The 12,549-nt window shown below is 53.7% G+C and carries 18 protein-coding genes; 10 read left to right on the plus strand and 8 right to left on the minus strand.

The window, feature by feature from the left end; translation table 11 throughout:
* The first annotated feature begins 556 nt into the window (after window positions 1–556).
* From fliD to amyA, 4 genes are all read left to right on the plus strand, one after another.
* A complete protein-coding gene (gene fliD / locus MHZ97_RS21665; RefSeq protein WP_239315636.1) occupies window positions 557–1,978 on the plus strand; it encodes a flagellar filament capping protein FliD in 1,422 nt (473 codons plus the stop codon).
* An 18-nt stretch (window positions 1,979–1,996) separates the two neighbouring features.
* Window positions 1,997–2,407 (plus strand): flagellar export chaperone FliS, encoded by a 411-nt coding sequence (gene fliS / locus MHZ97_RS21670; protein WP_103796165.1) that lies wholly within the window; start codon window positions 1,997–1,999, stop codon window positions 2,405–2,407.
* Window positions 2,407–2,775 carry a flagella biosynthesis regulatory protein FliT gene (gene fliT / locus MHZ97_RS21675; protein WP_103796166.1) on the plus strand — a complete coding sequence of 123 codons (369 nt, stop codon included), beginning with the start codon at window positions 2,407–2,409 and terminating at the stop codon, window positions 2,773–2,775. The genes fliS and fliT overlap by 1 nt, the downstream gene beginning before the upstream one ends.
* 100 nt (window positions 2,776–2,875) lie before the next feature.
* The gene (gene amyA / locus MHZ97_RS21680; protein ID WP_239315637.1) at window positions 2,876–4,357 is read left to right on the plus strand and encodes an alpha-amylase; all 1,482 of its coding nucleotides are present in this window, start codon (window positions 2,876–2,878) and stop codon (window positions 4,355–4,357) included.
* A 48-nt stretch (window positions 4,358–4,405) separates the two neighbouring features.
* On the opposite strand, the gene yedD is transcribed toward amyA, so the two are convergent.
* Entirely contained in the window at window positions 4,406–4,882 is a 477-nt protein-coding gene (gene yedD, locus MHZ97_RS21685; protein WP_239315638.1) for a lipoprotein YedD, read from the minus strand.
* Between the two features lie 195 nt (window positions 4,883–5,077).
* Between yedD and MHZ97_RS21690 the strand changes: the two genes are divergently transcribed.
* Both MHZ97_RS21690 and MHZ97_RS21695 read left to right on the plus strand, forming a co-directional pair.
* Complete coding sequence (locus MHZ97_RS21690; protein ID WP_033749791.1) at window positions 5,078–5,401, plus strand: DUF6388 family protein; 324 nt, start codon at window positions 5,078–5,080, stop codon at window positions 5,399–5,401.
* Window positions 5,402–5,751: 350 nt separating this feature from the next.
* Window positions 5,752–5,991, plus strand: a complete 240-nt coding sequence (locus MHZ97_RS21695; RefSeq protein ID WP_103796169.1) for a DinI-like family protein — start codon at window positions 5,752–5,754, stop codon at window positions 5,989–5,991.
* 25 nt (window positions 5,992–6,016) lie between these two features.
* Here MHZ97_RS21695 and MHZ97_RS21700 read toward each other — a convergent pair whose 3' ends face one another.
* On the minus strand, window positions 6,017–6,283 hold the full coding sequence (locus MHZ97_RS21700; RefSeq protein WP_103796170.1) for a hypothetical protein: 267 nt from the start codon (window positions 6,281–6,283) through the stop codon (window positions 6,017–6,019).
* A 174-nt stretch (window positions 6,284–6,457) separates the two neighbouring features.
* Between MHZ97_RS21700 and MHZ97_RS21705 the strand changes: the two genes are divergently transcribed.
* Window positions 6,458–6,817: a TonB family protein gene (locus MHZ97_RS21705; RefSeq protein ID WP_239315639.1), complete on the plus strand. Its 360-nt coding sequence runs from the start codon at window positions 6,458–6,460 to the stop codon at window positions 6,815–6,817.
* 47 nt (window positions 6,818–6,864) lie between these two features.
* On the opposite strand, the gene MHZ97_RS21710 is transcribed toward MHZ97_RS21705, so the two are convergent.
* From MHZ97_RS21710 to MHZ97_RS21720, 3 genes are all read right to left on the minus strand, one after another.
* The gene (locus MHZ97_RS21710) at window positions 6,865–7,623 is read right to left on the minus strand and encodes a hypothetical protein (RefSeq protein WP_239315640.1); all 759 of its coding nucleotides are present in this window, start codon (window positions 7,621–7,623) and stop codon (window positions 6,865–6,867) included.
* 84 nt (window positions 7,624–7,707) lie between these two features.
* Entirely contained in the window at window positions 7,708–8,022 is a 315-nt protein-coding gene (locus MHZ97_RS21715) for a hypothetical protein (protein WP_239315641.1), read from the minus strand.
* A complete protein-coding gene (locus MHZ97_RS21720; RefSeq protein WP_103796174.1) occupies window positions 8,003–8,392 on the minus strand; it encodes a hypothetical protein in 390 nt (129 codons plus the stop codon). The genes MHZ97_RS21715 and MHZ97_RS21720 overlap by 20 nt, the downstream gene beginning before the upstream one ends.
* A 140-nt stretch (window positions 8,393–8,532) precedes the next feature.
* Here MHZ97_RS21720 and MHZ97_RS21725 point away from each other — a divergent pair, with 140 nt between their 5' ends.
* The gene (locus tag MHZ97_RS21725; protein ID WP_239315642.1) at window positions 8,533–9,159 is read left to right on the plus strand and encodes a helix-turn-helix domain-containing protein; all 627 of its coding nucleotides are present in this window, start codon (window positions 8,533–8,535) and stop codon (window positions 9,157–9,159) included.
* 316 nt (window positions 9,160–9,475) lie between these two features.
* Here MHZ97_RS21725 and MHZ97_RS21730 read toward each other — a convergent pair whose 3' ends face one another.
* The 3 genes from MHZ97_RS21730 to MHZ97_RS21740 form a co-directional block, all read right to left on the minus strand.
* Window positions 9,476–9,640 (minus strand): hypothetical protein, encoded by a 165-nt coding sequence (locus MHZ97_RS21730; protein WP_239315643.1) that lies wholly within the window; start codon window positions 9,638–9,640, stop codon window positions 9,476–9,478.
* A 547-nt stretch (window positions 9,641–10,187) separates the two neighbouring features.
* A complete protein-coding gene (gene zinT, locus MHZ97_RS21735) occupies window positions 10,188–10,835 on the minus strand; it encodes a metal-binding protein ZinT (protein ID WP_239315644.1) in 648 nt (215 codons plus the stop codon).
* 79 nt (window positions 10,836–10,914) lie between these two features.
* The gene (locus tag MHZ97_RS21740) at window positions 10,915–11,274 is read right to left on the minus strand and encodes a hypothetical protein (RefSeq protein ID WP_239315645.1); all 360 of its coding nucleotides are present in this window, start codon (window positions 11,272–11,274) and stop codon (window positions 10,915–10,917) included.
* 388 nt (window positions 11,275–11,662) lie between these two features.
* Here MHZ97_RS21740 and MHZ97_RS21745 point away from each other — a divergent pair, with 388 nt between their 5' ends.
* Together MHZ97_RS21745 and MHZ97_RS21750 are read left to right on the plus strand one after the other, a co-directional pair.
* The gene (locus MHZ97_RS21745; RefSeq protein ID WP_239315646.1) at window positions 11,663–12,439 is read left to right on the plus strand and encodes an acyltransferase; all 777 of its coding nucleotides are present in this window, start codon (window positions 11,663–11,665) and stop codon (window positions 12,437–12,439) included.
* 21 nt (window positions 12,440–12,460) lie between these two features.
* Window positions 12,461–12,549, plus strand: an 89-nt coding sequence (locus tag MHZ97_RS21750; protein WP_239313698.1) for a hypothetical protein, incomplete at its 3' end; no start/stop codon positions are given.

The following is a 12,549-nucleotide window of genomic DNA, read 5'->3' on the forward strand; positions in this document are numbered from 1 at the left end:
TCGGGTATTACAGCTCGCTAAGGCCGCATGGGTATAACGGTGGGTTACCCCCAAACGAATCGGAAAACCGATACTGGAAAAACTCTAACTCGGTGGCCAGTTTTTGTTGACCACTTCAAAGACAGACGCTCGATAGAGGTAGACAGAGCGGACTGGTTCTTGTTGATGTTGTTCTGAGTGATCAGCGAGAGGCTGTTGGTATTAATGACTTGGGCCATGATAAATATTCCTGTTAATCAAGTCTTTCGGTTAAGGTGTGGGCTTCAACCCGCCGGCTTCAGCGCCGTCAAAGTTGTTATCGTCTGTCCTTAAACAACCTTTAGAATTTTTTTAGTACCAGGTGAAAATTTTTTCCTTCAACCTGTCACGCTTATCTTTATCGCCCTCGCCCGCCACTTCTTTAGAAGAAAATCATCGCCGTTCTAGCCGTTGAAATACCCTTCTCTATATGCGCTATTCGCTTTATCGCGCAGCCATGAATAACTTTAAACTTTCCTTATTCTGCGCCGATAACCCCGGTATTCACTCTCCGTGTCGACATGATAAGGAAACAAACATGGCAAGTATCTCTAACCTGGGTGTCGGTTCAGGCCTGAACTTAAGTGATATCTTAGACAGTATGCAGACGGCGGAAAAAGCCGCGCTGAAGCCTATCTCCGCCCAGCAGTCCTCCTATACCGCTAAACTGAGCGCCTATGCGACGCTGAAAAGCGCGCTGACCACCTTTCAGACGGCGAATACCACGCTGAATAACGCCAGCCTGTTTAGCGCCACAACGGCCACCAGCAGCTCAACCGCCTTTAGCGCAACAACGTCCGGCAGCACCGTCGCAGCAGGCAAATACACCATTAGCGTGTCGCAGCTGGCGCAGGCGCAGACCCTGACCTCGGCGGTACAGAGCAGCAACACCGCCGCGCTGGGCGACAGTTCTGCCAGCAGCCGCACGCTGAGCATCGCGCTGGCGGACGGCTCCAGCAAAGATATTACGCTGACCAGCGCGCAGACCTCGCTGACCGGCATGCGCGACGCCATTAACGGCGCTAACGCGGGCGTGACCGCCAGCATTATCAAAGTCTCAGACGGCAGCTTTCGCCTCTCCGTCAGCGCCAATGAGAGCGGCTCAGCCAAAGCGGTCAGCACCATTAAAGTAACCGGCGACGATACGCTTGCGGGCATCGTCGGCTATGACGCCAGCGCCAGCAGTAGTGCGATGACGCAGAGCGTACAGGCGCAAAACGCCAAACTGACGGTCAATAACGTCGCTATCGAAAGCAGCAGCAACACCATCAGCGACGCGCTGGAAGGCATCACGCTGAATCTCAGCGACATTACCAGCGGCACCCAGACGCTGACCATTGCGTCGGATACCACCAAAGCCAATGCCGCCATTACCGGCTGGGTCTCGGCCTATAACACCCTGCAAGACACCTTTTCCAGCCTGACCAAATATACCGCCGTGGATGTGGGCGCTGACTCGCAGGACAGCAGCAACGGCGCACTGTTGGGCGACAGCACCTTGCGCACCATCCAGAATCAGCTGAAGAGCCTGCTCACCAACGCCGCCAGCTCCTCGACCTTTAAAACCATGGCGCAGATCGGCGTGACCTCCAACCCGACCACCGGGCAGCTGGAAGTTGACTCCGATAAGCTGAGCAAGAGCCTGAAAAACAATATGTCCGATGTGAAAGAGATGATTATCGGCGACGGCAAAACCACCGGCATCGCCACCAGCGTCGCCAGTAACCTGACCAGCTGGCTCTCCAGCACCGGCATCGTGCAGTCGGCGACCGACGGCGTCAGCAAAACGCTTAACGCCCTGACCACGCAGTACAACAAGGTGAACGATCGTATTAACGACACCATTACGCGGCTGAAAGCGCAGTTTACCCAGCTCGACGTGGTGATGAGCTCGCTTAACCAGACCAGCAGCTACCTGACGCAGCAGTTCGATAGCTCGAACTCCAGCTCGAAAAGCTGATTTTACTAAGGAGTGATCATGTACACCGCAAACGGCATTCAGGCCTATGCAAAAATCGGCGTCGAAAGCGCCGTCATGAGCGCGAATCCGCATCAGCTGGTCAACATGCTGTTCGACGGCGCGCTCAGCGCGCTGGTTCGCGCCCGCCTGTTTATGCAGGACGGCAATATTGAGGGGAAAGGTCTTTCCCTTTCTAAAGCCATTAACATTATTGAAAACGGGCTTAAGCAGGGTCTCTCAGAAGAGAGCGGCGACGAGCTCACCACCAACCTGCTTTCGCTTTACGCCTACATGGTGCGACGACTTCTGCAGGCGAACTTGCGCAACGACGTGGAGGCCATCGTTGAGGTCGAAGCGCTGCTGCGCAATATCGCTGATGCCTGGAAGGAAATCACCCAGCCTCAACCTCTGATTCAGGACGCCGTTTAATGATACTAGCACCGCAACTGATTACCATTTACCAGCAGTTACTCGATCTCAGCCAGCAAATGCTGCGTTTTGCGGCCGAGGGCGAATGGGATGATTTGATCAAAAAGGAAGTTGATTATGTCAGCGCGGTGCAACGGCTGGCGCGATCGACCGAAGCCGCCTCGCCCTCCGCGCAGGCGCAGGAGCAGCTGCGTCCGGTGCTGCGCCATATTCTTGATAACGAAAGCGAAGTAAAGCGCCTGCTGCAGGAGCGCATGAACGAGCTTTCAACGCTGGTTAACCAGAACGCCCGTCAGAAATCGGTGCTCAGCGCCTACAGCAAACAGGGCAGCGTGATGGTGCCGATGGAGAACCAGCCCCTCTCCTGATTCTGAAACGCACCGCGACAGAGAAAATAACTCTTCTGCCGGTGCGTCTTTTTTTCGTCGTGCTCCATACTTGCTTTTCCTTCCCGCTGGAGCACAGCAGATGCACAACCCAACGTTATTGCAATTCTTCCACTGGTATTACCCGGATGGCGGCAAACTCTGGCCTGAAGTGGCTGAAAAAGCCCCCTGGCTGAGCGAGATCGGCATTACGATGGCCTGGCTGCCGCCTGCCTGTAAAGGCGAGTCGGGCGGCTATTCCGTCGGCTATGACAGCTACGATCTCTTCGATCTGGGCGAGTTCGATCAGAAAGGCAGCGTCGCCACCAAATATGGCGACAAGCAACAGCTGCAGGCGGCCGTGGAGGCGCTGCGCGCACACAACCTCGGCGTACTGCTCGACGTGGTGGTCAACCACAAAATGGGGGCCGATGAGAAGGAGCGCGTACGCGTTAACCGCGTCAATCCTGACAACCGCGACGACATCAGCGACGAGGTTATCGAGTGCGAAGCCTGGACGCGCTTTAGCTTCCCGGCGCGCGCCGGTAAATATTCAAAATTCATCTGGGACTATAAGTGCTTTAGCGGCGTTGATCATATCGAAAACCCGGATGAGAACGGCGTCTTCAAGATCGTCAATGACTATACCGCCGACGGCTGGAACGATCAGGTCGACAGCGAGCTGGGTAACTTTGACTACCTGATGGGCGCCAATATCGACTTTCGCAATAATGCGGTGCGTGAAGAGCTAAAATACTGGGCGCGCTGGGTCAGGGAACAGGTGCCCTGTACCGGCTTCCGCCTCGACGCCGTGAAGCATATTCCAGCCTGGTTCTATAAGGAGTGGATTGACCACGTTCAGGAAGTCGCCGACGAGCCGATGTTTATCGTCGCCGAGTACTGGTCGTTCGAAACCGACAGGCTGCTGGAGTATATTCAGCAGGTCGAGGGCAAAACCCTGCTGTTCGACGCGCCGCTGCATATGAACTTTCACCAGGCGTCGACTCAGGGCAGCGAGTACGATCTCAGCCAGATTTTCGCCAACTCGCTGGTGCAGGCCGATCCCTGGCATGCGGTCACTATTGTCGCCAACCATGACACGCAGCCGCTGCAGTCGCTGGAAGCGCCGGTCGAAGCATGGTTTAAACCGCTCGCCTACGCGCTGATCCTGCTGCGCGAGCAAGGCGTGCCGACGGTATTTTATCCCGACCTGTTCGGCGCCAGCTACGAAGATGAGGGCGGCGACGGCGAAACCCACCGCGTTGAGATGCCGGCGATCCCGGCGCTGGAAGCGCTGATCCGCGCTCGTCAGGCCTATGGCTGGGGCGCGCAAACGGACTATTTCGATCATCCCAACTGCGTGGCGTTCAGCCGCAGCGGCACCGCTGAACAGCCGGGCTGCATCGTGATTATGTCGAACGGCGAAGAGGGCGAGAAAAGCGTGACGATGGGCGACGGGTTTGCCGGCAAAGCGTGGCGCGACTTTTTAGGTCACCGCGAGGAGATCCTGACCGCTGATGAACAGGGCACGGTGGTGGCGCGCTGCAACGGCGGCAGCGTCAGCGTCTGGGTGCTGGCGGAGTAACGTGACGCGCCTTATTTCGTCGTCGGGACGGAATAAGGCGCTGTAGCATTACGACTTCGCTTCGTTCGCCTGGGTGATGGCGGACTTCATGATTTCCGGTTCGATATTCTGGATAACCGCCGCATTCGGCTGTTTTGCCACCTCGTCCAGCGCCTGCTGGCACTCTATCGTTGGACGCTCGACTTTACGCAGCGTCAGCCCGTCATAGCGCAGCTCGCTGCCATCCAGCTCTAACGGCATCACGCGCGACTGGCGATTGACGTTAACGTAATCGCCGCTGAGCAGCGTCAGCTTGCCTGGCTTGGCGATAACGCGCATCCACTGGCGGCAGTCAAGCGTGCTGCCGTCCGCATTGACAATCAGCGTGCCCAGCGCGCGATCGCTGCGTAACCCGCTCTGCGGGCCGACCGTTTGCCAGGTCCCCTGCAGGCTGGCGGGCGCTGGCGTCTGCACCGCATCCTGATAGCTGTTGATTTGCGCACAACCGGCCAGCGCCAGCGCGGCCGTCAGCATCCACTTTTTCATCGTTAATCCCTGAGATCGCTTCAATGGCGGCTAAGTTATAATTTTTCGCCTGCTTTCCGCAAGCTGTCTGCGCCCTGCTTCGCGTCGCGCGGCCACTTTTTTTCCACCCGACCACGTCTTGACCGCGTCCTGACAAGGGCTGGAGGCTGAGTTACACTGGCGCCCTGCACCACCTTAACTCTTTCAGGAAACCTTATGAAAACGCCAGAAGCCTATTACGCGCAGGCGCGCGAGATGTTTTTTACCGCACATGCCGACTTTCAGGCCGCGCTCGATGAACTGACGGAGAGCGATGCGCGCCACGCCAATATGTCGCTGCGCCAGCTGCGCGAATGGCATGCGGAACGTATTTACGCCGCCTTCCTGCGCCAGAAAAATCTCGACGGCATGATTTTTTCGATCCAGCTGGCCGAGCCGGACAAAGCGGTCGCTGCAGAAGCCATTGAAAACTATCTGAAATCGCACGCTGAATCGCTGGGAATGACCTGGGAAGAGTTCTGCATTAAGAACGAGCTTTGAGCTCTGGATAACGGTAACACCTCCAACCAGTAAAATAGTTCGGGAAAAAATTGTACAAGTTGATCAAATCTGTATAAGTTTACTGCACGACTTCGGTCGTGATTGTCCTTGAACGAATGGTGCTTTTGCACCGCCTCTGGAGGTGTTGCTGGATTTCCACCTCCAGAGGTTTGATTTTTTCCTCTGATCGGCCCCCTCTTCTCCGTCTCTTTTCTTCCACCTTTAGCTCTGCAGCACCCGTTTGCGTAGTGCGCCGAAAAAAAAGCCGCTAATGCGCCTGAGAGACTTGTCACTGGTTGGATTTACAGTATGATGTGCCAGCGAATTTCTTCCCTGTATGGAATACCAGTATGTTTGTGGAATTGATTTACGATAAGCGTAATGTCGCCGGCCTGCCTGGCGCGCGTGAGATCATTTTAGCTGAGCTGGAAAAGCGCGTGCAGCGCGTCTTTCCAGATGCTGAGGTGCGCGTAAAACCGATGGAGCGCAACGCCATCGAAACCGATCTGAGCAAGAACGATAAGGCGACGGTGGCGCGCATTGTCGAAGAGATGTTTGACGAGGCGGAAATGTGGCTGGTGGCCGACTAAGCGTCGACCACCGTCGGGAGCAGGATTACTTCTCCTGCTCGCTGTGGTTGATGGCGATCTCTATATCCTGAATCGCGGCCTCTAGATCATCCAGCAGCGTGCCCTGTTTGTTCAGCAGCGCATCAATGCGTGCGGCAAATTCCGGGTCTTTATATTCGCCGGCATCAAACGCGAGCCAGTGGCTGGAGAGCGTTTCGGTATTGGTTTGCGCATAGTGGCGCATCTCTTTCAGCTGCGAGGTTACATCGCGCAGGTAGTCAGTTTTGCTTTTCGTTTCCACTGAATCACTCATGCTGTTTTTCCTTTTGCTGTTTTAACCAATAAATATCTCGCGTGAATGATTAAAGGTAGTGGATTATAACGAAGCCGCCTTAAGAATAATCGGAAGTGAAGCGGGGAGATCCTCGCGGGCTGGCAAGAGCAACGCTATTATTGCTGCTTACTGCCGTTTTAACAGGACGTTAAGATGAAACTCCCTGCCCTGCTTATCGCTACGCTGTTGCTCTCCGCCTGCGCCACTCAGCCACCTGACGCCGTTAATCAACCCAACGTGGTTAAGCAGGTGCGCCCCTCTTATCCTTACTACGCCTGGAGCCACCGCATTGCGGGCTTCGTCAGCTTCGCTTTTGACGTCGATGCCCAGGGAAAGGTGAGCGAAATGCGGATTCTGCAGTCAGAGCCGCGTGGGCTGTTTGAGCCTTATGTTATCGCTGCCGTCAGTCAGTGGCGCTATGAGAAGAACAAGCCGGTAAAAGATATGAAGATGACTATCCGCTTTACCCTGCGGCAAGAGACCGGACCGGGCAGCAGTACGATTATTTTCTAAAAACAGGGGACGCAATGTCCCCTTTTTCATGTCGTGCCGCTCAGTGATTACAGATATTTACGCGCCAGTTCAAACAGCTCTTTTCTCGCCGCCGAACCCAGATGCTCAATCCCTTGCTGTACGAAATCAAAGGCGGCGCCGAAATCTTTAACGCCGGCGCTGAATTCGCTTTGTTCCTCTTTTTCAGCTGACTGTGCGGCAGGCGCAGCGGCCACATCGCTGCCAGACTGGGCTGCGGGTGCAGCGGCCCGCTCGGCAGCGTTAACCGCCTGCGCGCTGGCCTGCTGGGTAGCGGTATCCGCCACGGGTGCCTGCGCCTGGGGTGACGCGTTGGCGGCAGCAGCCTGCTCGACGGGCTGAGCGGCCGCATCCGGGGGCGTGCTCTGCTCCGCAGGCTGGGCAGCTGCAGCGTCCGGCGTCGCGCTCTGATCAACGGGCTGGGCGGCGGCGTCTGGTGCCGCGCTCTGCTCTGCAGGCTGGGCAGCCGCAGCGTCTGGTGCCGCGCTCTGCTCAACGGGCTGGGCGGCGGCGTCTGGTGCCGCGCTCTGCTCTGCAGGCTGAACAGCCGCAGCGTCCGGCGTCGCGCTCTGATCGCTGTTCGCCGGCGGCGTATGCTGCGCCGCCGCATCAGGCGCGGCGTGGGTTTCCCCTGGCGTCTCTTCAGAAGTCGCTGGCGCCACCGTTGAGGGAGAAGATAAACGCTGCAGCTGCGGATCGGTCGGTACATTGCTGTCCGGTATCGCAAACTGCGGCAGCTCGGCGTCAGCCGCTGGAGCGGTTGAGTTAATGATGCTGGTATCGGTCATGGCAGACTCCTTAGTGATAATAAACGATCGGAGGGCATGAAAGCCTTCCCCAATCAGGTTGAAAATTCGCATAAGGCTCTCCTGTTACGGCTTCGCAGAAGTCTCATCCTGTATGACGACGCGTTTTACCTTGTCGACCGTCTGATCGGGCAGCGTATCCAGCTTTTTCTGCAGCACGGAGACCTGCTTCGACAGCTCATCCACTTTGGCTTCGCGCCTTGCTGCGGACTCGCGGGCCTCGCGCCGAATATCCTCGACCTGCCGGTTAGCCGTGTTGCTGACGTGTAAAAAGAGGATGGTCATCACAACGCATACCATCGACATCACCAGCATCATCACGCCCAGCATGAGTTTACGTTTGTGGGTCACTGGTCTTATTTCACTGTGAATCTCTGCCATCGCTATGCTCCTCTAAGGTAGAAATCAGCCTGTCAATTTCATTACGGAACTTGCTGTTTTGATCGGCATCGGTCATTACCACCAGAATGCCGAGCGCGTTTTTGATTAAGCGCAAATCGGTTTCCAGAGTTGATATCCGCCGTAAATTAGTGTCATGGCGTACACGTAAATCATCGTTTTCCTGACGGAGCAGCGCATTGCTCTCCTTCAGCAGTAAGACCTGCTCCTTATAGCTGGTAATGATTTCCCCACCGGCACGATTGCTGGTGACAATTGAAGCTATGCCCGCGATAAGCGGTTTCCAGAAAAGTGCGGCCGCTCCGCCCCCAAGAACTAGCGCGCCAACACTGGTAATCAAACTACTTTCCATGCCTCACCTCTGAACCTTGATGGGTAACGGCTGCTGACGTCAGGCGTAATACGCAAAGCGCCTCCCTCGCCGAAACTTAAGATTGCTTAAATTCACAGCTTAAGTATACTTAAGTCTGGCTCTCAGGAGATGTCAAGACGATGGAAAAAGAAACAGCTGGCGAGCGTATTCGCTCCCGACGTAAGGCACTGAATTTGACGCAGAAAGCAGTCGCGGAAAAAATTTCGGTTTCCCATGTGGCGATATCGCAGTGGGAAAAAGAGGAAACGCTGCCGCGCGGAGAAAACCTGCTGCGGCTCGCGGAGGTACTGGGCTGCGCGCCCGCATGGCTGGTTGACGGGGATGGGCCGGTATTTACTGTACAAATGCAGATGCCAGTGGGTCTGCCTTTGCTGGAGAGAGAACAGATTAGCGACTGGCTGGCCGAGGCGACGCAGGTTGATATCGTGCGGCGGATAGCCAGCGATTGCAGCTATTCGGCCACCAGCTTTGCCCTGACGCTGTGGGATAGCGCGATGGAGCCGCAGTGCCTGCGGGGCGATCTGCTGCTCATCGATCCGGAGTTGCCGCCGCAGCCAGGGGATTTGGTGCTGGCGTTATATGGAGAGGGTGAATATGCGCTACGTAAATATCGCGCGCGCAGCCCTAACAGCTTTGAGCTGGTACCTCTGAACGAAGATTACCCGTTACTGTGCTCGTCTGAACAGGCGCTCTCTGTGCTCGGAACGCTGGTAGAGTGGCGTCGCTATCGCGATACGTCGCAGTAAAAAGAAGAAAAACAACCCGCTTCGCTCGAACCTTAGCCGTAGAGCGGTGTCTTGATTAGTAGATGGATGATTCCATGTAACGATTTTTACCCGCCTCGAGCGGGCTTTTTTTTTGCCCATAAGAATTTCCTGTGACGAATCGTTGCTGTTGCGTTTCTTTCTCCTGGCGCCGGTGAGAAGATGATCGGGCGCTATGCGCATACCCTTTACGTAATGCAAACGAGAGTTCTGCTTAATTGGGCTTGCCCGCTGACTAACGCGGGCAATTTTTTGCGCGCGACTAAAGAAATAAAGCCGTCCGCAGACGGCTTACCGCTCAGGGATTCAGATTTTCATCCTCATCTTCATCCTCAACGTCATCTTCCAGATACTCGTCATCTTCTGGCATCTCGTCCTCATCTCCGCCGGGGATATCCTCTACGCTGCCTGGGACCTGGCCGTCGCCGGGGATGGGATCGCTATCATCGGGACGTTCTGACATACGCACCTCCAGTTACCCGTATTGGGTATATTCAGTTTAGCGATGTGACGCTTTATCGGGCGCCCTGCCTCGCTGAAACGTGAACGAAGCGTAAAAGATAAAACATTACGCCACTACCGTTTGGCTTATCCTGTAAGAGGTGCTCCGCCCGTTGCTCGCCAGAGGCTCCTCTCATCGGCGCGGATAAATTTAATTTTGTTTATTGACGGATCGCTTTCTGGCTTCTTCAATAAAATAAGAGACTGCACTGGAGGAAATGCTTATGACCGAACTGCTACATATTATCTCAGTCAGCGCTATTGTTGCCGGAATATATTTAATTCAATAAGAGAATGGTCACCTGCAGTTAATACTATTACACTAATCTTCTCTGCTGCGGTTAATTATGCAGGCGAGGCTTTTCAGCACAGGAGCTGATGCAGCAAGGCCTGCGACACGTCGACTGGTTGAATAGCGTCAGACAACCTTTCTCGCCCTGGAATAATCGATATGGGTTATGCCGGCGATACAGACTGTTATTACATTTTTACCGCAGCATTAAGTAATATTAGTGGTGCAGCATTTCATCAACCACCTGCTGCTGCGTTAGCTGCCAGGGATAATAGGTTGGCCAGTTATCCATCTCTTTCAGCAGTGCCTCCTGAGAGATATTGCCGGTAAAAATATGGAAATGGCTTGATTTGCGCGGGGCAATAATATGATCGCTGAACTGCACATATTTAGGCGCTTTGCTGTTTGTATCACGACACTCAAAAAGATAGCGAACCCCTTTTTTCCCGGAGACGTAGGTGAGTATCTTATGGCCGGCGTAGCTGTAGCGGCAGGATGCTACGCTGTCGCCGCGGTAGAATGCGATAACCCCGTCTTCAATCTCCAGCCGGTTAATGTCTGTGGCGTAGCCTTTGCGATAGTACGCTTTGATCTCATCAACCGTTTTGTGCCCATCCTTTTGTGCCTTCTTCGCGAAGACGGGATCCAGCTTTCCCTGCTCAAGCAGCGGGTAGACTGATTCCCATACGCCATCCCAGTCCGTCAGCTGCCGATCTTTGACATCTTTATTATCAAACTCGCCCACAGCCGCTTTCTGCTCCATTTGCGACAGCGCCGGACCGTGCGAATGGTGGCCGTGAGCCAGAGCCTGTCCGCCGAACGCCACCATACTCAAGGCGATAACACTTTTTTTTATCGACAACATGTTTACCCTCCATCGGTGAAAGAGTGTTAAATGTTATGATATAACATTTCTAAAGACAAGCCTCGCGTGCGTCGTCCTGTTAGCTGGAACGAATAACTCCCCTCGCCTGGGACGTTGAATCGGTCGTCGTTAGGCATTTCACATCGCGCAGCGTCTGCAGTTCAGAGAGGCGTGATTTTGCTTTTTCACTGGCGTTGTGCCGGGCGAGCCCGTTGCCGATACCCAGGTCGCCCATAAAGCCCAGCACCGTAAGGAAGTCAAAGCTGCCGGTCTGTGCAATTTTCTGCTGGATATCGCGCGTTTTGGCGATCTCTTGATCCAGCGCCTGACAGTTCAGCGACACCGCTTCCTCATCCGTTACCGCGGACACCTGCGGGTACTGCTTAGTGGCGCAGGCGGAGAGCAGCAGCACGGCTGCGATTAACCATAGTGTTTTCATTGGGATGTTTGTTATGCCGTGCCGGTTGTGAGGAGGTTAAACCTGCATATTGCTGATTTTATCTAGACATTGAGCGAGGTTCATCGTTTTAAGAGGACCACAGTCCTGTAAACAGGATATCCGCAGGCATGCTGCATCAATCAAGTGAACAGAATGGTTTTTTTTAAGGTTTAGCGTCCCAGACGTTGGAGGCGCCTGAATACTGGTACGCTCGACTGTTCGTCAGCAGCTTTGAAGCTCAAAGAAGTTAATACCTGTATTTTTAGGCATAGATTTTATGTCAACCCTTCAAACTGTAAATTTACAGAAAATAATTCGAGAATTTTCATGTAAGTTATTTTAATATTTGCAAGGCTACTTTTTTGTATCTTATAGACAGGAAAATTATATGAATAGACGCCTCCCTCAACTTGATGGGATCAGGGCCTTGCTGTGTTTTACGGTCGTTCTCAGCCATTGGCTAGGCAGCAGTATGGGATGGGTAAATTACAACTTTGTTAATGCTTACCTGTCAGTAGATGGTTTTTTTATCCTGTCTGGGTTTGTGCTTTCCTGGGTGTATGCCGAGCGCATCGCTTCAGGGAGGATCGGGATGGGTACGTTTTTCATGCACCGGTTAGCAAGGCTGTATCCACTTCACCTACTCACCTTGCTTTTATCCTATTACACATACTCAACATTTTTCAGCCAATACCCATTCCCAAACCCTTTTGAAACCGCAGTTCATCACTTATTGATGCTTCAGGGCATGGGTCTATCACAGACGTGGAGCTGGAATGATCCAGCCTGGTCAATTTCTGTTGAGTTATTTGCTTCGCTGGCAGCATTTCCTTATATACTACGTTGCCGTAACAATATTATATTAACTGTCGTAGCGTGCATTGGTTACGGCATAGTTATAGCTAAACACCATAATTTGATGGCGGCGTCAGACCTTAACCTCTTTATACTTTCATCAGGATTAATTAAATGTATATCCGGTATGGCTGTGGGTGTGATGACGAAAAACCTCGTAAGCGACTCTCAAAATAGCGTCCAACACGCCACGAAACATTCTTTTTTTCAAATGCTTATACTAGCGCTTGTTTCATACTATCTGTTTACAACAAAAGACGTTAAGTCATACGATTTACTAGCTCTTTTTGGAATAGCATGGCTTTGTTGAATAAATCGAACTTTTGCTGAGTTGAAGGATCAGATCACGCATCCTCCCGACAACACAGACCGTTCCGTGGCAAAGCAAAAATTCAAAATCACCAACTGGCCCACCTACAA

Origin of the sequence: Pantoea sp. ACRSC, from assembly GCF_022346785.1 — a bacterium.
GTDB classification, from domain to species: domain Bacteria; phylum Pseudomonadota; class Gammaproteobacteria; order Enterobacterales; family Enterobacteriaceae; genus Pantoea; species Pantoea alvi.